The sequence below is a fragment of the Paenibacillus sp. GCM10012306 genome, from assembly GCF_042649265.1.
Lineage (GTDB): Bacteria > Bacillota > Bacilli > Paenibacillales > Paenibacillaceae > Paenibacillus_AQ.
The window spans coordinates 297662-319780 of record NZ_JBHRYW010000002.1 but is presented as its reverse complement, the minus strand read 5'-3'; the positions used below and the strand labels follow the sequence as shown (position 1 = coordinate 319780).

The following is a 22119-nucleotide window of genomic DNA, read 5'->3' as shown; positions in this document are numbered from 1 at the left end:
TGATCTCAAGGATCAACTCAATTTCTTAATCAGCTTCTCCACTCGTTTTCGCTTTGTGTCCTTTTCAATATCGTCGAGTCGTGAGCTCAACGTCTTTATGAATACGCCTTTGTTTGTACCGTTAATAATGGATATCGCATTCTCCGCATACATTGGAAGTTGATTGGTCGGACATTTCTTAAGCTGTTCAATGAGTAGGTTGAATGCATTATCAGCATATTGTTCGATAGAACAAAGTTTAATCAGGATATTTACTGCGCGATCTTTGGTGATCACCGATCCTTTGTCAGCAATATCAACAATTTTTGCAAGTGATGAATAAATGGTTGCTGGATTTTCAAGCGTTATCACATCTAGTGCAGTCATAGCCCCCCAGACAAGTCGATTGTTCCTATGATCAAGTAATGTTATGAACTCTTTGTTGTATTCAACAATTAAAGACGGTTTTATTTCACCGATTTCATAGAGAACTTTAATGCAATCGCTTTGGATGTTCTTGTCGCTGTTATGCAAGTTATCAACAAGTTCCTTCACAGCCTCCTTATCCTCTCGGTCGGCAATATATTTCGCCAATTCCTGATTAGGACCTTCGTCTTTGCGATTGAGTAAGGTTGCTAGTTTATCGATTATGGTCATCTGTTGTTCTCCTTTAGAGTTGCATTGATTTTAGGTACGACCGAATGCAAAATAAACTTAGAAGGTCCATTAGGACCGTCCAAGTTTATAGTTTTTGCTTTACTTGCTCTTTTGAACCAACATTTTCAGTAGAACCGTTACGGCTTCAGCCCTCGTTGCATGATCTTGAGCAGCGAATTGGTTTCCGCCTTTACCTCTGATAATACCAGCTTGCTTCAGATTAGCAACACTGCTTTTCGCCCACACAGGAATATCCTTGTCATCTGCGAAGTCAGTTGCGTCATTAATTTCGGTAGACAAGCTCATAGCGCGAGCTATCATCACTGCCATCTCAGCACGAGTAACTTCTGCATTCGGACGGAATGAGCCGGTATTATCACCTTTAATGATGTCAGCTTGCAACGCTTGCGCGACCGCTTTCTGCGCCCAAGCTCCAATCTCGGCAGCATCTGTGAAGCTCAATGTCACTCCTGCTTCTTGCAGCTTCAACGTATTCATCAGCATTACAGTAAATTCCGCACGTGTCACAGCATGATTCGGCTTAAATGTATCATCCGGATACCCCATGACGATTCCACTACTGATTGCTTGCTTGATGTCCGCTTCGGCCCAGTGCCCAGAGATATCGCTAATATTAGCTTCTGTTGACATTTCCGCTCTGTGACTCGTTACCGGCAGACCCGTAGCTTGATCTACGACGAATATCGCAAACTTCCCAAGTTCATTAACTTCCACACTAATGCGGTTACCGTTGATCTTAGCGCCAGAGACAGCCTTCCATGCTTTCTTTTCATCTTCATAATGGAAGACACTCACTGTTTGATTACTCTTCAGACTTACAGGATCAAATGCTAGAGTTATCGTTACCGGTTTACTCAAGTTTTCAGGGAAGTTTTTCAGAACTTCAAATATCGAGCTACCCAGAATTTCTTTATTATTTAGAAGATTTTGCGGGTTTAGGACTTTCTCTATCGATAATTTCAGTTCTTTATTTGTTACATTGGCTGGAATGGAGAGCCTGATCATATCCTCGAGACTAACCTCACCCATTTTACCTACAGGAAGTGTAATTTGACCATTTGCTGACGTTATCTTATCAAAACCAACCTCGACTACTTTATCTGTAGAAGGCGTTGGTTGACTATTTGTTGGCGCTTCGCCCTCTTTATCTACAGGAGGCGTTGTTTCACCATTCGTTGGCGGCAATTGTTCCGATGGTGTGTCCGTTTCAGGTGGCAATGGTATGCTAGCCGTTCTGGCTGCCACCAGATTGGAGGCCATTCTGTAGCCTGGACCAAAATTGGCGCTCAAGCGAAACTGATAGTTTGTATCGTCTGCCAATGGTTGAATCGTTGTCTGCGTTGCATTGGCAGCCAAGGTTTGTTTACTCCAGGTTTTTCCGTCTGTAGACCATTCAAGCTCAAGATCCGTTGCCCCCTCTACTTCAGGCCATGTGATAGTCGCTTGGTCTGAAGTGGTGACGATTTGCGGGCTCTCCAAAGTAAGTGAGAATTTTTGCACACGACGCAGCATGGAATCATCTACATAGATATTTCCGAAATTGTCGGTGGCAACTCCGAAGGTAACCTCAAATTCCCCAGGCGCAGAGCCTTCCTTGCCCCACATCCTGATTGATTTTCCATATGGATCTAGCACTTGGATTCGATAATTCTTCGTCTCCATGACATGCAGATTTCCGTAATTGTCAAAGGTGAGCGCTTGTGGAAAACTGAATTGTCCTGGTTCGGCGCTCTCCTTCTCTCCCCATTGTCCAAGATAATGGCCCGTAGTATCGAATTTCTGGATGCGGAAGTTGCCTGGATCAGCGATAAAAATAGTGCCTTCACGATCGATCGCGATACCCGACGGTGCATTAAATTCCCCAGGACCGGCCCCACGCGATCCCCATGTCAGCAAAACTTGTCCTGTCGGATCATATTTTCGTACCTGATGCAATCCGGCATTCGATACATATACGTTACCTTCCTGATCGACTGCCATCCCCAACACGCCAGCATTCAGAAAATTCCTGTCAATCAAACGTCTCCGTTCAGTGCCGTCTGACTGAAATACCCGAATGTTGCCTTGCCCATTATTCACATAGACAAGCCCACTATGATCAACCGCAATGGCCCTTGGCATTCCATAGACCATTCCGTCAATATCCCATTGTTGCAAAAACTGCCCGTTTGATGTGAATTTCTGCACACGACTGTTCATGGTATCCGCTACATAAAGATTTCCTTCTTGATCAATTGCCATCCCTTGCGGAAAGCTAAATTGCCCCTCTTCCTCGCCATCTTCTCCCCATTGACTAAATACAGGAGCAGCGAATACTTTCTCTCCATATCCAATAGATAGCGCGGATGCCATCACAGTAGTTAACAAAACAAATTTACAAAACATTGACTTGCTTTTCTTCATCGTTTCACTTTCCTTTTCACTATTCTAGTTGACTTAATCAATCTCTAGCTGCCAAATCTAAACCTTGTTGCTTACAACTCCTCTCCAAATAGCTAGGTGAATCGTTAAAGGATAATCATTCTCATCTTATTTTTTGAAAAAGAGCATGATATATCGCTTTAATGACTCTTTTTTATGATAATGATTTTCATTATCATTTATTTTATTGCTATAGTAGCAATAAAATAAATTTCTTGTCAATTTAATTATTTTATCAGGTGAGTTTTCTTAAAGCTTCAAGCTGATTCTGCACAAAGATAACAAAAAAAGACGCACAGGAGACTCCTGGCATCTTCTAATTGGTATAGGCAGGTTTCGAACAAGCACTTAGCACCTTACATGCTTGCGTTTGAAACCAATCTGTCCTTTATCTACTGCGGTTTGAATGCGTTCAGAAGCGAGTAGAAATTTGCTTTTTTTCTTGTCACGATCAACCTCAACCGGACCTACTGCCTTCGCAGTCTCCAACGCTGTATCATGGAACGGCACATAAGACACTCCTACTGTGTAGATAAAATTATTCATAGCGTATTTTGCGCGCTCGGGAGCATCATGAATCGTATTTTTCACCATATCAAGCATACCCGCAATTTTACTCTCGGAAAATTCAGCGTCCGGACGATTTCCTAAAAGCCAGCAATAACAGCTCCAGCCTGCAGACATTTTCAGTTCATCGCCACTTGCAATCCACTTGTCGGCCACTTCTTGAGCAATATCTGCCTCTGCCAACGTTACCGCCACCACAAAATCGGACAGCATATAAAAATAAGCTCCCTCGATCCAACGCTCAAAATCTGCTGCCGTCATCGCTTGGGGATCGGCAATAATGCCAGCAAAATACATGGCATCGTAGTTCCCTGTTGCATAAAGTTGCTCAGCCAACGGTTGATTTATTTTTGTTTTTCTAAAAATAGGCTTCATTTGCCCTGTAGCCACACCAAAAAGCGGTTCCTGTGCGCCATTGGATTGGTAGATCTTCTTCGTCCGTTCCTTGCCAAGGTCTTCAAGCTCCTGCATTACCATTTCAAAATCCATCGTTTAACACTTCCCTTAGGTTCTAGATAAGTCCTCTACTAGTTTATCCAAATTGGTACTAATAATAGCACTAGTGAGATTATAACTAAACTTCTTGTCCAGACTTTATTCAATTTTTTATTATTCTCTGATTTATACCAGCCTTTAAACTGAAAATAATTACGGTACAACACTAAAAATAATATCATATTTCCCAATGCCATGCTCCAATGATAAAGCGGCTGGCCAAGTATCGATTGATAGACGACCTTTTCCAATCCATCTAAAACTAGTAAAGTAAAAACAAGTAAAATACAAATCCGGAGTAATTCAACTACAAAGGAAGCTAATTTAAGCATTTGATTCCGTCCTTTCATATCGATAAGGATCAGAATAAGTATTATCTACACTAACATTTTTTTCAAGCTTATATTGGTTTCAATTTTTTGGTAAAATGAAAAGAGCTCTGATTGTTAGCCATCCTAACAGTAAAGGTTCGACACGAGTGAAGCCTCAATAATTGGAGGGTACAATGATTTTATTAAAACAAAGTCCTGATAAAGATAAGGTTCAAGAGCAATACAATCAACTATGGGAAAGTCTTCTTAATATTGATGAAAAACAAGCTGCCAAAATTATCAAAAAAGCAAATAAAGGCATACTGCCAACAAAAGAAAGATTGAAAATAATAGCGCAGCCACTCAAAACACATTTAATTTGGATTATTCCGCTTAGCGCCCTAGCGGCAGCGATACTCCTATATGTAATATTTATATGGGTTGCCTTGTTAGTTGAATAGTGTTGTGACTTTTTGGTACATACCTAAATTGCTTAATCACCAAAAAACGGAGAAACCCCTGTCATGTTAGACCAGGCCTCTCCGTTCTTATTTTCCATAACTCCCCGATTGGTTTCCGCTATGAATATTATCTATTAATTGTATAATTCAAATATATGCCGTTAGACTCTAATTTTTGAACTTCTCTTAGTATAAATCGTGCCGCTGGCTGTTTCACCAGAGAATCTGGTTTGGCAAATAAGGCTTGTGTACTTGTATCCCCATCGGCTGTTGGAGTAATTAATAAGCTTAATTCATCAACGAGTCCTTCATTTAGAAAAGTACCGTTCAAATAAGCTCCCCCGTCCAACATCATTTCCTGGGCCCCTAATAAGGTATGAATCTTTCTTAATACTTCATGCAAATCCAGTTGTTCTTTACCGCCAAAAATATAAGAAATCCCTAAATCACGTAAATATGTTAAGTATTCATCTGCTACATCCTCAGTGATTACCACTACAATATGTGATTCCACTTTTAACTGGAACGATGTTGGGATTGTGTTTTGAGTCCATCTTAATTTTCCTTTAGGATCTACGGCAATTACATATCTTTCAGCATGAGAATCAGCAATAAAATCTGTTCTAGGTACTGATAAGGTGATACCCCCCTTAAATTCCACCTTTTCTCCAAAGGCAAAATTCCCTTCCATAGTCACCCTGCCGCACATCCAAGCCTTAGGATTATAGCTTTCCTGGATTTCTACATATTTCAAATACAAAGATTGTGCTTCTTCTGTGTTCATATAATCCCCGTCTATTTTTCCATCCAAGGACGTCATCATATGGCAAATAACATGAGGTCTATTCATACTTTTCTCTCCTTTATCGCAACAAGTTTTCTTAACAGAAAAAGTATCTTTTACAAAAATTAATTTCTATCCTTGTGTGTATTAATACTCTCCTGTATATTTAATTTAAAATAGAATGATTAACAAAACAATTACCACATTTATTAATTCATGTAGTAATACTCATTTATTCTAAACTGTGTATGAAACGGAGTTTAATATGGAAGAAAAATTAGATCGAAGAACCAAAAAGTCCAGAAAAGCAATTCAATCCACTTTTTTGACACTTTTACTTCATGATGGATTTGATAGCATTACAGTGAAGACTCTTACTGAAAAAGCTGATATCAGTAGAAAAACCTTCTACTTACATTTTACTGATAAAAATGACTTATTAGATACGATCGTTCAAGAACAAATCAGAGAACTCAAATCGACTTGTGCCGAAAGTAACGCAACTGATTTTATAGAAAGTACAATCATATGGTTTCAATACTTTGAACAAAGGAAAGATTTTTTCTATGCCTTATTTAAAAGTGAAAGCACTGTATCTTTTAGAAAACAACTTCTCAATTGTCTTATGGAACAAATCGGGGGAGAAATTCCTATTGTAGATAGCACTCAAGATCGAGACCTTACGATTCGTTTCCTGAGCACAGCCGTTCTAGGTATTGTGGAATCCTTTATTATGGATGAAATCAATTCTGACTGTGAACATATAGCCAGACAAGTCGGGAAATTACTAGAAGAGAATCTATCTTTGATTTCAAATCACTAGCGTTGCATTAACAAAAAACGGAGAAACCCATGTCATGTCAGACCAGGTCTCTCCGTTCTCATTTTCCATAACTCTGTTTTCTGTTCTCAAATGAATCATTTCTGCATATTGGCTGAAGTGACATCCTTCCAATTGCTATTCGTGACAATCTCCGCATCCTTACCGATAAAAGCACGCTTGGCCTCTGCATCGCCCATCAGCTGGTATCTCATCCAGGCTGTCAGATACCCTCTATGCTGACCGCCATCCTGTTCAATGGCTGTATGTGCGGCCCCTTTGGCCATGGCCATCATTACCGGAAGATCCGGCTTAGCTTTGCTGATCTCCAGCTTGTTGGAGGAGGCAGGTGAGATGATAAAATCACGGGTACCGCTCAGCACCAAAAATGGCACCTTTAGCGCAGATGTATCATAAGCATCCTTAGGTTCGCAAAATTCCAGCTTCGGAAGCGCGATGGATACAACGGTTTTAATCACTTTCCCACGCTCATAATTCGTATGAGCATTAATGACGCCCGTGGAGCCTTGGGAATGACCCGCCGCACCTATTCGATCAGGCTGAACTCTGTGATAGAACTGACTTTTGGGGTCATTGTTCGCAGCTAACATATATTCAATCGAGGCCAGAATTTCTTTCCCTGTTCCGGTCGTTGTGCTATAGCTGTCGATGACAATAAATCCCCAACCCGCGAGGTGGCGGAACAGCGCATCATATTGTTTGGGCAGTGCTCCCGTTCCGTTCCCCCATGCAATCAATGGATGTCTGACATCCTTGGACTCTGGGTAATAGACTTTGTACAGCTTTGCTCCCTTTGCTCCCGTAATATCAACCGTTTGGACTGAATACGTTCCGGGTAACGCATACTTCTCCTCGATACTCCCCGTTTTATAAGCAGCAGATACCGAGTTCACCAGTAAAAAGGATACTGTGGAGAACGCAATAATCACAATCAGAAAAATACTGGCGATCCATTGAAACCAACGGTTTCTAAACACTCGCTTGATTTGTAGCATACAACACCCTCCCCACTAAAATATACATGGTTGTTTGGGAAATAAGCATACTATGTGTTTGTTAACACAATGTTACATGCAACTACTCAAACCGTTTTCCACCCAGCTCAATTTGGCGGTTGACCTCGGCCTGGATTTTAGGCTCTGGCGCGTGATCGCGCTCCCAGTTGTCCGGTTTAATGACCTTTCCTACTTCGTTGTAATGCGGTTTACCGTCCGGGAAGATTTTGCCCATGTTGGCAGCGTGAACGATGTTAAAGATCGGTTCGGGCTCCACACCCGCTTCTACGAATCCACCATTGGCGAAGTACAGAATATCAGTGAACGCATCCATCTGCCCGATCAACTGGTCGTCAGGATAGGGTTTCTGCAATTGCTTGCGATAAGACTCTGCTGCACGGGTCATAAGATCCTCGTAAAATATAGCGAAGCGCTCGTCATTTCCAGCAGTAGCATGCAGCAGCTCGATTACCTCTTCCATAATAAAAGAGGCCCGGTTAACCGCAAGCTTATCCGATAGCTTTTCCGGCGCCTCAGGGGCTGGGCAGTTAAAGCCAAGGTGAAACTCTCGTACCTGCTGGAATTGTGTTTTGTTCTCTGTTTTCTCTGTCATGGGTATAATCTCGCTCCTCTGTCTCTTGAATCTTTTACTATTATAACGGTATCCCGCATGCAGGTCATGGAAATCATAAGATTCATCCGTAAAAAAAGTGCTGTACCGCAGCCAAAAGTGCAGAACACCTCCTTATTTTGACCTAGTTCGCATTGCCGATCAAACCAAGTAGAGAAGACGGCTATCCTAAAAAGTATCCATACCTCTATATGTTGCTGTTCGTCACCAGATTGTCCTAACACAGTAATCATCTTTGCTAAGGTCGGTTAAGTTGCGAATGAGTTTTAAAAAAAGCGTAAGAAAACGAAGATAACAAAAAAGACAATAATGGTAGTATCTGAGCATAATTGACCTGTTTCGTGCATCTGTATAACTTTAAAAGAATTGAAGAGTTCTTCTAGCGGTATTATGCGGGTTAAACATGTGATTGGTTGAGAAATGAGCTCATTCGGGGCTGGGCAGCCCCACTAAAAAACCTTGAAAGGCACGAAGCCAATCAAGGTAGATAACATTAAATATCGTAACTGTATACATCCTGTTCACTAGAAAACAGTTGAAGAAGGTAGTTATGGAACTGATTAATATCAAGATTCTTTTGGTCGTATTTAATAACAATAACAGGTTTACTATTTAATATCTCAGTCGCTTCTTCATTCAGAGTTATTTCTATTTGATTACGTGTAAAATAACATTTAGTAATTCCACCATATAACGACTGCAACTCATCATTATACGTAATATGAACCTTATCAAACCCTGCTACTACATCATCCTCACTAGGATTTAATGTTTTTTGAAGAAGCACATACTCTTGAGTATCAAATTCGTTGTCAGCAAAACCAACCATTAATACACCTATTTCTTCATCGATTTGTGCGTATAAAAAATCCGCATTCAGCGTCGTATACATCTTTACCTCCGGTTAACTCTTCTTATTGTTTGCAGACCTACTTCTGTGTTTGTCCATTCTGTCTCCATTGATAATTAATGTTGTCTCATTACACGGCAATGGATAAGGGAGCCGATCCTCAATTTCAGTAATCCAATTCTGCTTATCAGATTGTTTAAGAATTATAATAGTTCCAGTTTGAGGCTCGATTTTAAACACCTGAGTCGATCAGTACCTTCGTTATATTGTGAAATATCATTCTACTCCCAATCCACTCCAATTTCTTTAAACGAAATCTCACTTTCATCTAGCCCTTCTTGATCAACATCACCTAACATGGTGATTTCTTCCTTCGTTAATACAATCGTTTCGTTTGGATTAGTAACTTTCCTGTTAAATATCGATATCAACAAATCACACTGCTCACTTGACATATCATAGTATTCCTTCCATGATTCAAGTGAATTTTCAAAATCCATCAGCTGGTTTTCCAATAAAAAAGCGCCATGATCATTAAGTTCCTCTAAAGAATCCAAGGAATACGATTTAATCGAGGTTCCCCAAAAGGCAGTAGTAATTAGTGGTTTAACGTTACCATCGATATCATCTAATAGATACTGAAGAGTCTCGCTTTTTGCAAGTTCAATCACTTCAATCGGTGCGCCATGAAAATAATTGATTGCTTCAGCAAACTTGTTTGCTGATACCCGTTCGCTTTTATCGTTACGAAAAGCAGCAACAACATAATTAGGACTAAACGTAATAGTTCCTCTTGTCCCCATACTATCTTGTACACTGTAGTTCATTCCGTCCCAAGAGTGTTCATTGGATGACTTGGGAAAATGAGCAACCATGATAGCATGAGCTATAGCAGCAAATGTACAGCCTCGCCAAAGCTGATCATTATGCCAGTTAAGTTCAATAAACTGTTCACTCATATACTACTGCTCCTTTATTTGTTCGTATGGTGAAAGAGAAGAAGCAGCGATATCTTGTACAAGGAACGATAAATAGCACTTCGCGGAGTCTTCTAAATCCTTCCATCATCGGCAACATCATTATATCCTTTCTAATAGACAAAAAAAATCCACAGGTTACCCTGTGGATAGAGTCGTTTACGATAATGCCAGCATAGCGTTCATATCTGCTTCGGCTGTTGTAATTAGCTTCAGTCCAAACATTTCAACAAGCACGTCCAGCACACCCTCCGAGATGAATTCCGGCGGCTTCGGCCCGATGCGGATATCCTGTATGCCGAGACTGAACAGACCTAGTAAAATGGCCACTGCCTTTTGCTCAAACCAGGACAGTACGATACTGACCGGAAGTTCGTTCACGCTGCAGCCGAAGGCATCGGCGAGGGCCAGTGCGATTTTTACAGTGGAACCCGAATTATTGCATTGCCCAAGATCGATATAACGCGGAATCCCCGTGTTCCCCACTGTCCCGTAATCTACGTCGTTGAAGCGGAACTTACCGCAGGACGTGGTTAGAATAACCGTATCGTTCGGCAGTGAGGTCGCCAGCTCACGGTAATATTCTCCCCCTTTGCCCGGCGCATCACAACCTGCAATTACGAAGAAACGGCGGATATGACCATCCTTGACTGCCTGAATAATCTCAGGTGCAAGCCCCAGCACTGTCTCATGGTGGTACCCTGTGGTAAGTACAAGATCCGACTCCACATCCGCCACCGGCAGCGACAGCGCGCGCTCAATCAACGGGGTGAAATCCTCGCTTATGATTTTCTCCACCCCTTCAAGCCCTGCTACTTCATAAGAGAAAAAGCGGTCTGCATACGTCCCTTTAATCGGCATCACACAGTTCGTAGTCGCCAGAATAGCACCAGGAAACTGCTCAAACAATCTACGTTGGTCATACCAGGCTTTCCCGATATTGCCCTTCAGATGACTATACTTCTTCAGTGCCGGATAGCCGTGGGCAGGCAGCATTTCTGAGTGAGTGTAGATGTTGATTCCCTTGCCTTCTGTCTGCCGCAGCAGCTCTTCCAGAGCATACAGGTTATGCCCTGTCACTACGATGCAATGCCCCTCAATCTTGTTCTGGCTCACTGTAATAGGCTGTGGAATACCAAACCGATCCGTATGCGCACGGTCCAGCACATCCATAATTCGTACCGCTGCATTCCCAACCTTCATGGCCATTTCCAAATGCTCCTGCACATTAAAGTTGGAATTGGTCAAGGTCATGTACAAGGCTTCGTGAGTAATCCGGTCCACCTCAGGATCGGTATAGCCCAGTTGTCTCGCATGTGTCGCGTAGGCGGCAATACCTTTTAATGCAAAAATCATCGTGTCCTGCAAGCTCGCAATCGTCTCGTTCTTCCCGCACACACCCACAACAGTACATCCACCGTCCGGCGTCTGTTCACACTGATAACAAAACATCTCGTTATCCTCCATTCATAGATAATCAATCGTCCGTTTCAGCGTATCAAAGAGTCCAGACTCAAGGTGTGATTACACACACAGGAAATCCAAGCTTTTTTTGTACATTTTGGTGGTCCACTCATTCTTACTCTTATCATCAAAAAACCGCCTGTTGGCCCGTTATCATTGAGTGTTGCTAGATCAATCGCAATGGCCGTCCCTTCCTCCGGCGCGCTTTATTGGTTAACCAATAAGCTGTACATGATATGTATTTTAATAACTGTTGCATATTTCGTTAATATAAATAAAGCACCTGTCTATTATGTGATGTTAATAGACAGGTGCTTCATACACAGAAGCGCAAATTACTTGTTTTTATGCATGAATGCACTTGATGTAACAATCATGGTTTACCGATTACCACGGAATCGTTCCAAATGTTGCGCTGGTGAACATCCCTGTCGGGCCGTCTGGGCCAAGCAGTGCAACGCGCACGATTTCGGAAGCGCCCTCCTCAACAGACTGCGTACCCTCTGCATTGAGTGCCGTCTTGGTGAAGCCCGGGGAGACTGCGTTGACCTTAATTCCAGTTGGCTCCAGCTCGATTGCCATGGCGAGCGTCATAGCGTTGAGAGCGGTCTTGGAAGCAGGGTAGCCGGGGCGGAAGTACGAACGGAAGGCATAAGACGGATCCGCGTTACTCGTCAGCGAGCCCACGCCACTTGATACGTTGACTATGCTTGCTTGCGGTGCCTCGCGCAGGAGCGGTACCATCGCCTGGTAAACGGCAAGGACGCCGAACACGTTGGTTTCCCACACTGCGCGCACTTCATCTAGGGACACGTTACTGGCAAGGGTCAAGTTAGCATACTCCTCTACGGACATGGAACCCTGTCTTGTATTGGAGATCGCTGCGTTTTGGATGAGCACGTCGAGGCGGCCAAGCTCCTTACGGATACGTTCTGCTGCTGCGGTGATTGAAGCCTGATCGGTCACGTCCAGCTGGAGTGCGATAGCGCCCGGCCCAATCTCCTTGGCTGCAGCCTCGCCTCGCTCGAAATTGCGCGATCCGACCAGCACTGTGAGGCCGTTTGCCACAAGCTCCTTTGCAACCTGAAGACCGATTCCCTGATTTGCCCCGGTAACCAGGGCGACACGTTTATTATGCATTGTAATACCTTCCTTTCATGCATCAATGTGCATTTTTTTGTAATTTATCTAACTCGTCAGCTTTACTGAACTTGATACAAAACTCGCTACAACAATTATGGCATTTTTATTTTTAGGGACCGTATAGTTTAAGCTTTACCGATTACCACGGAATCGTTCCAAAGGTTGCACTCATGAACGTGCCTGTTGGCCCGTCCGGTCCAAGCAGCGCAACGCGCACGATTTCGGAAGCACCCTCCTCGACGGTCTGCGTACCCTCTGCATTGAGGGCCGTCTTGGTGAAGCCCGGGGAGACTGCGTTGACCTTAATTCCAGTCGACTCCAACTCGATCGCCATGGCGAGCGTCATAGCGTTGAGGGCCGTTTTGGAAGCAGGGTAGGTAGGGCGGAAGTACGAACGGAAGGCATAGGACGGATCCGAGTTATTGGTCAGCGAGCCAACGCCACCTGATACATTGACTATGTTTGCTTGCGGTGCCTCGCGCAGAAGAGGCAGCATCGCTTGGTAAACAGCAAGGACGCCGAACACGTTGGTTTCCCACACTGCGCGTACTTCATCCAAGGATACGTTGCTCGGAAGGGTTAATTTAGCGTACTCCTGGACGGACATGGAACCCATTCCTGTATTTGAAATTGCTGCGTTTTGGATGAGCACGTCGAGGCGGCCAAGCTCCTTGCGGATGCGCTCTGCTGCTGCGGTGATTGAAGCTTGATCGGTCACGTCCAGCTGGAGTGCGATGGCACCCGGCCCAATCTCCTTGGCTGCAGCCTCACCTCGCTCGAAATTACGCGATCCGACCAACACAGTGAGGCCGTTTGCTACAAGATCCTTTGCAACCTGAAGACCGATTCCTTGATTTGCCCCGGTAATCAGGGCGACACGATTATTATGCATTGTAGTACCATCCTTTCTTGCAGCAATGTGCAATCTTTGTAATATATCTGCTCTATCACCAGGTTGACACGTCAACCTTAGCGATGGGTTCACTATATCACACCTAAGTTGACGCGTCAACCAGGTAGTTAGTTCACTATAATACATTTAAGTTGACGCATCAACTCCGAATAGGTAATGACCATTTACCAAATAAAAAAAATAGGGTATCCTTGTCCATGTGCTGAATCCTTTTCCGTACGTTAGAGTGAATCGTTTTGATTTAGATGCTAATAAAATCGGTATGATGTATCGTAAACGACCAGCTATGTAGTCGTTTTTCAAGTGAATGAAACAGCTTCATGCGTTCAGCCTTTTTGCAACGCTAGTGATAATTTCCCTATGGGTCATAACGAAACTAAATGAAAAGGATATGTGATAATGGATAAAGACTGGCTAAATGAAGAGGAAATGCAGCTATGGTATTCGTGGAAATCCAACTATAAGAAAATCATGGATCGTGTAGTAAAAGACTTGTCCGAGAAAACAGGACTATCAGAAGAGGGTGATTTTGGAGTATTAGTCAGGTTAGTTGATTTAGGGAATGGTGTCCTTCGCCAACAGGAATTAGTCGACTCGATGGAGTGGACGAAGAGTCGATTGTCTCATCATCTGACGCGGATGGAGCAACGTGGACTTGTTCTAAGGAAGCCATTAGACACAGGCAATGGTGTTCAAGTTATCATCACTCCCTCTGGAAAATCAGCAGTCGATGCTTCTCGTCCCGTATACGCAAAAGCAGTACGCAAATATTTTCTTGATCAATTAACAGATCAAGACGTTGAATTGATTACTAAGTTGGCAGAACGGACAGATAACATGTCTTCAGATTGATCGATAATGAAATACGATCCGTCACATGGGGACACATATGAGCTGGTTAATTCTATAAAATGGTCCAAGAGCCGATTGTCCCATCATCTGACAAGAATGCAGAAACGAAGCTTAATTGAGCGTAAGCCGCTGGCGTCCGAACCCAGTGTTCTGCTTGTTATTATGACGACAGAGAGATGATCCTGGCGCTGGCATCCAGACTTGCAATCTCTCCAGAGGTTAAACGGTAACGAAAAAAAGGCGTCCTCGGCAGCATTTGCTTGCAGAGGACGCTTTTGCATGAATATGTACTGGTTAGTGTTGAGAACGCATTACTCTGCTCCTCCACTCCTTGTAGATAAAGAACACACAAAGAACGCTAATGATCAACTGCAAGCTGCGGGAGGAATACATCCCGATGACGGCGATCAGGAACAGCGACAGAATAATTCCCAATATAGCAACCACTCTGCTTTTCAGCAGCTTGATTCCTGCCAGAATCCCGATTAACGCGTTCATTCCCAGAAAGCTGTTCGCGATCAGAACCAGCACGCTAATATCATAAGTCCCAAGCTGCATGAACAAAATAACCGCTGCATTCACTAAACCGATGACGCCAATGGCCGCATAAGGAGTATTGTGCTTCGTACGTTGTCCAAGAAAAGCAGGCAAAATCCTGTCTCCTGACAAGGAAGCGGTCAGCCGCGATATTCCTCCTACGTATAGTAGATAGGTAGAGGCGCAGAGGAAGACGCCAAGCCCGGCAATGATCTGCTGCCCTCGGTCTCCGAACAACGGATACATAATTCCTCCAAGTGAATGTCCCTCGCCAGCACCGGCCAGGTTACTCCACTGCATAGCCGCCGCCACCACCAGATAGACAGCAGCAATAACGATAAAGCTCAGGATTATCCCTCTGCTGGTCGTCTTGCGGATATCCTTCACCTCGCTCGTGTAATTCCCGATGATATCCCAACCGAAGACAGCCCAGAAGAGAATGAGCACCGCATATCCGAAGGATTGGGGCTGGAAAGTATCCGTAATAATAAAGTTCTTAGAATGATTGGTCAGACTCACGGCTGAACCTGTGAACAGAACCACTGCAGAAACCGTGGACAGCAGCAGCGATATTTTTCCGACAAAAGTAATTCTGCAAAATAGCAACAGCACGCATCCCGCTGTCAAACCGTATCCGATATAGAAGGGGTCTCCCCACCCAAGCTGTGACAAATATTCACTCGCAGTCAGTAAGACCGCTGCCGCTCCGACCGACACGCCCAGGATCAAATACAAGGAAGATAGCACCTTGATCTGTCCCCCGAACGCACTGTTCACTGCATTAGCAATACCGGCGTCGCCGGGATAACGGATACTGATTGCTCCAAAAATATAAGCCGTCAGCAAGCTAACCCCGATAATGATCAGCCAAGCGATAATCGCCCACTCCCCGACCAGTTCGAAGATGGTAGCGGGTAGCATCAGAATACCCGAACCCAGAATAGGGCCAATTATCAGACCGCTAAGGGTCCATACGCCAAGCTTTTTCTCCTTCACACTATGTTGCCTCTTCATGCTGAACCATCCCTTCTCGTCCCGAGCTTCAGTATCCGAAAGACAACTTTCAGCCTGCTGCTCATGTACAAGAAATTATAGACGGCCTCTTCCTCTATAGGGTAAATCCCAATAACTATCGTACTCCATAACTAAAAGCTATACCTTAAAGCAAACAAACGCCAAAACCACTTCAACACGCGCTAGACCAGGTCTTTGACCATACGCTGCAATTCTTCCAAATATTGCTCACCTAGGCGGCTCAGATTCATATTCTTATGCCTGATGGTCCCGATCTGTATCTCCTCTTCCACTTCCAACGGGATCGCGATAAAATCATCGCCATGAATCTCCTCACCAATAATCCCCGTCGAAATCGTGTACGCGTTTAGGCCAATAAGTAGATTGACAATCGCCGCCCGGTCGGTCACTTTAATGCTTTTTTTGCGCTCTAAATTGCTGAGAATCTCTTCCGAGAAGTAAAAAGAATTATTGTCGCCTTGTTCAAAGGAAAGGTAGGGGTACTCCTCCAAATCCTCAATCGTAACGCTTGTCCGCTGAGCCAACGGGTTCTGAGTGCTGATAAAAATATGCGGCCGAGCGGTGAACAACTCAGAGAAGACAAGATCGTTTTCTCTGAGATGTTTTAAGATAATGCGGGCGTTGAAAGTGTTGATATATAGCACCCCGATCTCGCTGCGGAGGCTTCTGATATCCTCGATAATGTCATAGGTCTTCGTCTCTCTGATCGTGAATTCATATTCATCAGCGCCATAGTCCTTGATTAGATTCACAAAAGCATTAATCGCGAACGTATAGTGCTGGGTGGAGACGGAAAAATGCTGCTTGGCCGGCTTGGAGTGCAGATATTTCTCTTCCATGAGCTGATAATGCTCTAGCATCTGTCGCGCATGACTCAGGAACTCAGCTCCCTCCTTCGTCACACTGACCCCTTTATGGGTTCGTATAAAGATGGAGAGATTAATCTCCTCCTCCAGTTCCTTAATGGCGTTGGAGAGGCTGGGCTGGGAGATGAACAGACTTCTCGCGGCTTCACTAAAAGAGCTTTTATTGGCAATCTCCACCGCATATTTGAATTGCTGTAATTTCACGTTCGGTTTCCTCCGTTTCGGAGCTGCTCGTCCTCAAATGACTTAACCATAAACAGCAGATATGCATTCGTCAAGCCCCTGGGTGAAAAGACAAAGACAGGCTAGGTCCCTCACGGGTCTTGCCTGTCTATATGAAGTGAACTTAAGATTCATGCAGTCTGCTTAACAATATTTCTTGAATCGAAGTAAATAAAGAAAATAAGAGCATTATTATAGGGTGTGCGTACCTCTACCTAATGCTCCACCAGTGAACCGTCGATATGATGGCGCAGCTTGATCGGAATTTCTCTGGGAGGATGCTTCTCCTTAAGATCTGAGGCCAAGGAGGTGCCAAGCCCGGGAGAGACCGGGACAGTCACATACCCAGCATCGAATGTTGGGACAGAAGTAACCAGCGAAGTGCCGCGAAGTGACGTACTGAACGTATGGTCAATATAGCTAGCTGTCGGGTATTCGAGAATCAGAAAATTAGGCAGAGCCGCTGCAGCATGCAGATTGGCGTTCAGCATGACTGGTGAGAACGGATTGTGCGGAATAATCTGCACATCATAAGCTTCTGCCAGCGCGGCAATCTTGCGCAGTCCGGTGAATCCGCCGCATAATCCGATGCAAGGCCGGATATAGCGGGCACCTCCTGCTCGAAGCAGTTGCTGAAACTCATGGAGCGAGTAGATCCGCTCCCCGGTGGCAATCGGCACACCAATTGATCGTTGAACCTCGGCCATAGCCTCAATGGAATCGGGCCGGATTGGATCTTCAAGAAACAGCGGCTGCAAGTACTCCAGCGACCGCGCGAAGCTAATTGCTTCGCCGGGCGACAGCCGACGATGCAGCTCAATGCCGAGGTCGAGATCATTGCCTACGGCTTCGCGCACGGAGTGCAGTACCTCCAGTGCCGAAGACATTCGCTTGGCATAGGTGGAATCCAGCGGAATGTCAGACGAGACATCCAGGAATGGATTCAGATGGCCTGCTGCGGTGAAGCCCGCTGTCTTAAGAGCCGTGACATTATTTATCACTTCTTCCTGGTTTGCTCCTCTGATCTGGCCGTATACTCTGACGCGGTCGCGTAATGCACCGCCCAGCAGCTCATATACAGGCACCCCAAGCTGTTGTCCTTTAAGATCCCACAGAGCGATATCAATCGCGGATACAACCCCCATCAGAATGGAGCCATGATAGCTGCCAAACCGGGTTAACGCCTGCCAGTGATGTTCAATCCGGTCAGCACTCTGTCCGATCAGGTAACGTCCGGCCTTCTCCGCCAGTGTAGTCGCAGCTTCCAGATGTGACCACACCCCAATCTCTCCGACGCCGACCAGACCGCTTGCCGTCTCAATTTCCACAAAAGCATGCATATCAGCCAGAATCGGTTCCACACGGACAATCTCATGATCCCGGTGCGTCATTGTCCTGCTCATTTCCTCACCCTCCACATCGTATTTCAACCATGCGTTACCCAGCTTCATATATTCTTTTAAAAATGTGCGCCTTCAGCTTCTTCTTTGTTCCAGCTGAGATCATCTAAGCCTTTTAAGATATCAAATGCCGACACAGTCTCACAGTCTCACAGCCTCACCTGATAAGGCGCAAGTCGGATCTCGTCCGGCGTACACCCGTTGCCGACAACCTCCGGTACCTGGAGACAGCCATCCGCATCCAGAACAGCGCCTTCAGTATAAAAGCTTGCCAGCATGGGATCGAACGCAGCCGGATAATATTCCATCCAGATCCCACAGGGGATCGAGGTCATCAGCGGCAGATTGATTTGGTGATCGCCATGAGCCGAAATAGCCAGGCCACAAGCTTCAGCTAAAGCAGCCACCTTTCTAAACTCCGTAACTCCACCCATCCAGCGGGCGTCCGGCTGGAGGATGCCGACTGCGCCGGTCTCAATCAAATCCCGGAAGCCATATTTGGTATATTCCTGCTCTCCGGCGGCTAGTGTGATACTCGTATGCGCAGCAATCTTTTTATATCCGGCATAATCGTCGGGAGCTACCGGCTCTTCAAGCCAGAAGAGATCATATTCTTCAAGACGTTTGGCGATCTGAATAGCCTCGAAATAACGGTACGAGGCGTTGGCATCCACCATAAGGGTAATATCCGGCCCTATGGCTTCGCGCACAGCACGCACACGCTGGACATCCTCGCGGATGGACAGGCGGCCGATTTTCATTTTCACAGCACGCGCACCAAGCTCGACATAAGACAACATCTCGCGCTGCAATTCTGTGATACCCTCGCCGTCCATATAGTAGCCTCCCGCAATGTAGACAGGCATCTTGTCACTGTAGCCTCCAAGCAATCGGTGCAAGGGCAAACCGGCGTACTTGCTCTTAATGTCCCACAATGCCATATCAATAGAGGACAGTGCAGCGGTCTCATGACCCCGCCGTCCGTTCAGCTTGCTATCCCACAGCGTGGACCAGATTCGCTCGGTCATCAGCGGGTCCATCCCGATTAGACGTACGGCGAACGCTTCACGTAGCTGCCGCTCTCCGTCTGACGCACTGCCGATACCATAGCCGGTGATACCTTCATCCGTCTCTATTTTGAGCACGCAGCGCACTACATCGCTCCATGTATGCGAACCGTTCGAGATTGGCCGTGTGCGGGGCCAGGAATAGTAGTTAGCCGTTACGCGCGTAATTTTCATACTCCACCTTTGCTCTGCTGGCGCAAGCCTTTCGACGCAAGTACTCTGACCTTTTTGGATTCCACAGCATTCACATTTACATCCATATCCAATCACCAAACCCTTCTAATTTAAAATTCATTAAGTTAATGCACATAATCGGAATTATTCACAAAAAAAAAGATCTCACTCTCCCCACTGCGGGGGAAAATGAGACCTCCATCTGTCAGGTTAGTCTCTATATTATTATCATGCGATAATCAAATATTATATTGAAATATTATAATCGCGAGATGACGATGTCAATTATTATTTATAGTAGTCCCATTGGAATTAAGAGATTCATATTGCCCTTCCGAGAGGGGATTCTACTTCGCGCTATTTTTCGATAATATGCTAAACTGGAAATAACCAACAAATTCATTGGAGGTATGCTTCTTATGCGAAAAATCTTCGCAATTCTTTTGATTTTCACATTAATTTATCCTGTACTTCAATCTACTGAAAATTCTAAAGTTGAGGCCGCAGCAAAAGTTAAAGCAGACACTTCTCAGTATTTCATCACACCAGAAAAGTTCACTAAGCAAGAAACGACAAGTCGTATAACCCTTAAACAAGGTCCGTGGACTGTCTCTGCGATTAAGCAAAAATCAACCGTTCTTCCATCCACTACCATTGATTCTATAACAGTAACTAACGGAACTATAAAATTCTCTATTCCTTTTGAAGATAAGCCTGCAACCATTACTTCAATTTCTCTCTCTTCTTCAAACAAGTACCTCGCAATCCAAACAGGGTATAGCAGCGGTAACAAATTATTGGTCGTTAATCTTAATAACGGCACCTATAAAATCATCAATGATCTGGTAAAGAGCGCAACCGCAGTTGAAACAGTAACAGCTTACAGTTGGTCCCCTAATGGCCAGAAGCTTGCCTTGGCTTATGGAGATCCTTCTACTAGCAGAATAGCAATATACAACGTATTCTATAACTCTCTCACCTATGTACCCAGAGAAGTAAGTACGATCACCACCGCCTATATTTTCTGGGACAAAAAGGGAGCGTTCATAGACTTTGAAAGTGAATATCCTTCGGATACCTTCAAATTATATAGATACTCACTTGATACGAAGAAAACTAAAGTGATCAGGGATTTAGATTCTGCTGAGATCGTTGAAATAATCAAATTGAATAACCATTTTTGAAATAACTAATCAGCTTAAATCTCGACCTTAGAATCAGTTGGATCTTAAGATGAGATCAAGACGCCCTGCCGGGCGCCTGTCTGCGCCGGGATCGTCCCATCCATTGCTGTACGACAAAAACAATTAGGAACAGTACCATTACCCCGGCTGACCAACGGTACATCACGGAGTAGCCCTGTGCGGAGGCGACCAATCCTAGCAGCATCGAGCCGGCGGCGACACCGAGATCAATGGCATTGTAATACAGGCTGTTTGCCAAGCTATGCTGCTCTGGCGCGGCTTCGCGGATCACCCAGGCTTGGGTAGTAGATTGGATCGCCCCGTAGCCGAGGCCATACAGTAGAGCTGACAATATAACAGGTAGCATGGAATCTGCAACGGACAGAATCACCATACTTGCTATAGTCACCAAAGCAGCTGGAATCAACACTGGTGCCGGCCCTTTGCGGTCAAACATTCTACCCGAGATCGGCCTAATGACCAGAACCGTACCGGCGATGAACAGAAAGAACAAACCAATTTGGTCCAGGTGCTTCTCCTGACCGTACAGAGCCAGAAAGCCTAACAACCCACCATAAGAAACAGATAACAGCATATTGAGCACAGCGGGGAATAGCATTTTTCCGACACGCCGTTTGGCATGTGCTGATGCTTCAGAGGATAAGTCTGCCTGAACAGGTCTGTCGGTTGGTGCAGGCAGACTTCGGGAAGTCAAGAGCAGCGGAATAAGAGCTAACGCAAAAACCGTTCCCATGATAGATAATGAGGTAAAGCCGTAATCATGCAGCACCGTTAGGCCGACCATAGGACCTACTGACATAGCTATGCTGGTGGATAATCCAAAATAGCCGATCCCCTCTCCCATGCGGTTCTGCGGGATAATCTGGGAGACGATCGTCGGAAGAATCGTGCTGGCTATACCGAAGCCCACGCCAAAAACCACGCGCAGGACAAGTAGCTGCGACATGCTGGCAGCATACGGATACAGCAGCGTGGTCAATGCAGCCAGCACAATCCCTATTAGTAGAAGCGTATTGCGGGTTACTTTCCGCAGCAGTGCAGCCGTCGCAAAACGGGAGGCAATCGCCGCCAGTGCAAACAGACTAGTGACGAGACTAAGGGTAAAATCTCCGGGATGAAACTGCTCCTTAACATAAGCCGGAAATGGAGTCAGCAGCATATGGAGACATAGAAACAGAAATAAGTAGCTAACCGTCAGTGTGATAAAGGATTGGGTCCATAGCTTGTCTTGATGTGTGTTCATGATGTTCT

General features: G+C 44.9%; 21 protein-coding genes. 5 read left to right on the top strand and 16 right to left on the bottom strand.

The window, feature by feature from the left end; translation table 11 throughout:
• Nucleotides 1-12 precede the first annotated feature (12 nt).
• The 3 genes from ACFORK_RS05115 to ACFORK_RS05105 form a co-directional block, all read right to left on the bottom strand.
• Nucleotides 13-636, bottom strand: a complete 624-nt coding sequence (locus tag ACFORK_RS05115) for a hypothetical protein (RefSeq protein WP_379196343.1) — start codon at nucleotides 634-636, stop codon at nucleotides 13-15.
• 99 nt (nucleotides 637-735) lie between these two features.
• Entirely contained in the window at nucleotides 736-3060 is a 2325-nt protein-coding gene (locus tag ACFORK_RS05110) for an S-layer homology domain-containing protein (RefSeq protein WP_379196341.1), read from the bottom strand.
• Nucleotides 3061-3426: 366 nt separating this feature from the next.
• The gene (locus ACFORK_RS05105; RefSeq protein WP_379196339.1) at nucleotides 3427-4134 is read right to left on the bottom strand and encodes a DNA alkylation repair protein; all 708 of its coding nucleotides are present in this window, start codon (nucleotides 4132-4134) and stop codon (nucleotides 3427-3429) included.
• Between the two features lie 511 nt (nucleotides 4135-4645).
• Between ACFORK_RS05105 and ACFORK_RS05100 the strand changes: the two genes are divergently transcribed.
• Nucleotides 4646-4912 (top strand): hypothetical protein, encoded by a 267-nt coding sequence (locus tag ACFORK_RS05100; RefSeq protein WP_379196337.1) that lies wholly within the window; start codon nucleotides 4646-4648, stop codon nucleotides 4910-4912.
• Between the two features lie 127 nt (nucleotides 4913-5039).
• On the opposite strand, the gene ACFORK_RS05095 is transcribed toward ACFORK_RS05100, so the two are convergent.
• The gene (locus ACFORK_RS05095) at nucleotides 5040-5762 is read right to left on the bottom strand and encodes a RibD family protein (RefSeq protein ID WP_379196335.1); all 723 of its coding nucleotides are present in this window, start codon (nucleotides 5760-5762) and stop codon (nucleotides 5040-5042) included.
• Nucleotides 5763-5961: 199 nt separating this feature from the next.
• Here ACFORK_RS05095 and ACFORK_RS05090 point away from each other — a divergent pair, with 199 nt between their 5' ends.
• A complete protein-coding gene (locus tag ACFORK_RS05090) occupies nucleotides 5962-6519 on the top strand; it encodes a TetR/AcrR family transcriptional regulator (RefSeq protein ID WP_379196333.1) in 558 nt (185 codons plus the stop codon).
• A gap of 95 nt (nucleotides 6520-6614) precedes the next feature.
• On the opposite strand, the gene ACFORK_RS05085 is transcribed toward ACFORK_RS05090, so the two are convergent.
• From ACFORK_RS05085 to ACFORK_RS05055, 7 genes are all read right to left on the bottom strand, one after another.
• A complete protein-coding gene (locus tag ACFORK_RS05085; protein ID WP_379196331.1) occupies nucleotides 6615-7532 on the bottom strand; it encodes a poly(ethylene terephthalate) hydrolase family protein in 918 nt (305 codons plus the stop codon).
• Between the two features lie 82 nt (nucleotides 7533-7614).
• Nucleotides 7615-8145: a pyrophosphohydrolase domain-containing protein gene (locus ACFORK_RS05080; RefSeq protein WP_379196329.1), complete on the bottom strand. Its 531-nt coding sequence runs from the start codon at nucleotides 8143-8145 to the stop codon at nucleotides 7615-7617.
• Between the two features lie 511 nt (nucleotides 8146-8656).
• Nucleotides 8657-9055 (bottom strand): Imm10 family immunity protein, encoded by a 399-nt coding sequence (locus tag ACFORK_RS05075; RefSeq protein WP_379196327.1) that lies wholly within the window; start codon nucleotides 9053-9055, stop codon nucleotides 8657-8659.
• Between the two features lie 239 nt (nucleotides 9056-9294).
• The gene (locus ACFORK_RS05070; RefSeq protein WP_379196325.1) at nucleotides 9295-9972 is read right to left on the bottom strand and encodes a hypothetical protein; all 678 of its coding nucleotides are present in this window, start codon (nucleotides 9970-9972) and stop codon (nucleotides 9295-9297) included.
• Between the two features lie 177 nt (nucleotides 9973-10149).
• On the bottom strand, nucleotides 10150-11442 hold the full coding sequence (hcp, locus tag ACFORK_RS05065; RefSeq protein WP_379196323.1) for a hydroxylamine reductase: 1293 nt from the start codon (nucleotides 11440-11442) through the stop codon (nucleotides 10150-10152).
• Between the two features lie 399 nt (nucleotides 11443-11841).
• Entirely contained in the window at nucleotides 11842-12594 is a 753-nt protein-coding gene (locus ACFORK_RS05060; protein WP_379196321.1) for an SDR family NAD(P)-dependent oxidoreductase, read from the bottom strand.
• Between the two features lie 142 nt (nucleotides 12595-12736).
• Nucleotides 12737-13489, bottom strand: a complete 753-nt coding sequence (locus ACFORK_RS05055; RefSeq protein WP_379196319.1) for an SDR family NAD(P)-dependent oxidoreductase — start codon at nucleotides 13487-13489, stop codon at nucleotides 12737-12739.
• 420 nt (nucleotides 13490-13909) lie between these two features.
• On the opposite strand from ACFORK_RS05055, the gene ACFORK_RS05050 reads away from it, so the two are divergent.
• Both ACFORK_RS05050 and ACFORK_RS05045 read left to right on the top strand, forming a co-directional pair.
• Complete coding sequence (locus ACFORK_RS05050; RefSeq protein WP_379196317.1) at nucleotides 13910-14362, top strand: MarR family winged helix-turn-helix transcriptional regulator; 453 nt, start codon at nucleotides 13910-13912, stop codon at nucleotides 14360-14362.
• A 6-nt stretch (nucleotides 14363-14368) separates the two neighbouring features.
• On the top strand, nucleotides 14369-14542 hold the full coding sequence (locus tag ACFORK_RS05045; protein WP_379196315.1) for a hypothetical protein: 174 nt from the start codon (nucleotides 14369-14371) through the stop codon (nucleotides 14540-14542).
• A gap of 114 nt (nucleotides 14543-14656) precedes the next feature.
• Here ACFORK_RS05045 and ACFORK_RS05040 read toward each other — a convergent pair whose 3' ends face one another.
• The 4 genes from ACFORK_RS05040 to ACFORK_RS05025 form a co-directional block, all read right to left on the bottom strand.
• A complete protein-coding gene (locus ACFORK_RS05040) occupies nucleotides 14657-15913 on the bottom strand; it encodes an APC family permease (RefSeq protein WP_379196313.1) in 1257 nt (418 codons plus the stop codon).
• A 182-nt stretch (nucleotides 15914-16095) separates the two neighbouring features.
• Nucleotides 16096-17004 carry a LysR family transcriptional regulator gene (locus ACFORK_RS05035; RefSeq protein WP_379196311.1) on the bottom strand — a complete coding sequence of 303 codons (909 nt, stop codon included), beginning with the start codon at nucleotides 17002-17004 and terminating at the stop codon, nucleotides 16096-16098.
• Nucleotides 17005-17237: 233 nt separating this feature from the next.
• Nucleotides 17238-18473: a mandelate racemase/muconate lactonizing enzyme family protein gene (locus ACFORK_RS05030; RefSeq protein WP_379196309.1), complete on the bottom strand. Its 1236-nt coding sequence runs from the start codon at nucleotides 18471-18473 to the stop codon at nucleotides 17238-17240.
• A 98-nt stretch (nucleotides 18474-18571) separates the two neighbouring features.
• Nucleotides 18572-19663 carry a mandelate racemase/muconate lactonizing enzyme family protein gene (locus ACFORK_RS05025; RefSeq protein WP_379196307.1) on the bottom strand — a complete coding sequence of 364 codons (1092 nt, stop codon included), beginning with the start codon at nucleotides 19661-19663 and terminating at the stop codon, nucleotides 18572-18574.
• 419 nt (nucleotides 19664-20082) lie between these two features.
• Here ACFORK_RS05025 and ACFORK_RS05020 point away from each other — a divergent pair, with 419 nt between their 5' ends.
• Entirely contained in the window at nucleotides 20083-20847 is a 765-nt protein-coding gene (locus tag ACFORK_RS05020; RefSeq protein WP_379196305.1) for a hypothetical protein, read from the top strand.
• Nucleotides 20848-20902: 55 nt separating this feature from the next.
• Here ACFORK_RS05020 and ACFORK_RS05015 read toward each other — a convergent pair whose 3' ends face one another.
• A complete protein-coding gene (locus tag ACFORK_RS05015) occupies nucleotides 20903-22111 on the bottom strand; it encodes an MFS transporter (RefSeq protein ID WP_379196303.1) in 1209 nt (402 codons plus the stop codon).
• Nucleotides 22112-22119: the final 8 nt, after the last annotated feature.

Excerpts from the sequence above, each read along its gene's own strand:
- ACFORK_RS05040 (WP_379196313.1), bottom strand. The coding sequence starts at position 15,913 with ATGAAGAGGCAACATAGTGTGAAGGAGAAAAAGCTTGGCGTATGGACC.
- ACFORK_RS05100 (WP_379196337.1), top strand. The coding sequence starts at position 4,646 with ATGATTTTATTAAAACAAAGTCCTGATAAAGATAAGGTTCAAGAGCAA.
- ACFORK_RS05095 (WP_379196335.1), bottom strand. The coding sequence starts at position 5,762 with ATGAATAGACCTCATGTTATTTGCCATATGATGACGTCCTTGGATGGA.
- ACFORK_RS05080 (WP_379196329.1), bottom strand. The coding sequence starts at position 8,145 with ATGACAGAGAAAACAGAGAACAAAACACAATTCCAGCAGGTACGAGAG.
- ACFORK_RS05105 (WP_379196339.1), bottom strand. The coding sequence starts at position 4,134 with ATGGATTTTGAAATGGTAATGCAGGAGCTTGAAGACCTTGGCAAGGAA.
- ACFORK_RS05070 (WP_379196325.1), bottom strand. The coding sequence starts at position 9,972 with ATGAGTGAACAGTTTATTGAACTTAACTGGCATAATGATCAGCTTTGG.
- ACFORK_RS05060 (WP_379196321.1), bottom strand. The coding sequence starts at position 12,594 with ATGCATAATAAACGTGTCGCCCTGGTTACCGGGGCAAATCAGGGAATC.
- ACFORK_RS05020 (WP_379196305.1), top strand. The coding sequence starts at position 20,083 with ATGCGAAAAATCTTCGCAATTCTTTTGATTTTCACATTAATTTATCCT.
- ACFORK_RS05075 (WP_379196327.1), bottom strand. The coding sequence starts at position 9,055 with ATGTATACGACGCTGAATGCGGATTTTTTATACGCACAAATCGATGAA.
- ACFORK_RS05050 (WP_379196317.1), top strand. The coding sequence starts at position 13,910 with ATGGATAAAGACTGGCTAAATGAAGAGGAAATGCAGCTATGGTATTCG.
- ACFORK_RS05115 (WP_379196343.1), bottom strand. The coding sequence starts at position 636 with ATGACCATAATCGATAAACTAGCAACCTTACTCAATCGCAAAGACGAA.
- hcp (WP_379196323.1), bottom strand. The coding sequence starts at position 11,442 with ATGTTTTGTTATCAGTGTGAACAGACGCCGGACGGTGGATGTACTGTT.
- ACFORK_RS05025 (WP_379196307.1), bottom strand. The coding sequence starts at position 19,663 with ATGAAAATTACGCGCGTAACGGCTAACTACTATTCCTGGCCCCGCACA.
- ACFORK_RS05015 (WP_379196303.1), bottom strand. The coding sequence starts at position 22,111 with ATGAACACACATCAAGACAAGCTATGGACCCAATCCTTTATCACACTG.
- ACFORK_RS05110 (WP_379196341.1), bottom strand. The coding sequence starts at position 3,060 with ATGAAGAAAAGCAAGTCAATGTTTTGTAAATTTGTTTTGTTAACTACT.
- ACFORK_RS05090 (WP_379196333.1), top strand. The coding sequence starts at position 5,962 with ATGGAAGAAAAATTAGATCGAAGAACCAAAAAGTCCAGAAAAGCAATT.
- ACFORK_RS05055 (WP_379196319.1), bottom strand. The coding sequence starts at position 13,489 with ATGCATAATAATCGTGTCGCCCTGATTACCGGGGCAAATCAAGGAATC.
- ACFORK_RS05045 (WP_379196315.1), top strand. The coding sequence starts at position 14,369 with ATGAAATACGATCCGTCACATGGGGACACATATGAGCTGGTTAATTCT.
- ACFORK_RS05030 (WP_379196309.1), bottom strand. The coding sequence starts at position 18,473 with ATGAAGCTGGGTAACGCATGGTTGAAATACGATGTGGAGGGTGAGGAA.
- ACFORK_RS05085 (WP_379196331.1), bottom strand. The coding sequence starts at position 7,532 with ATGCTACAAATCAAGCGAGTGTTTAGAAACCGTTGGTTTCAATGGATC.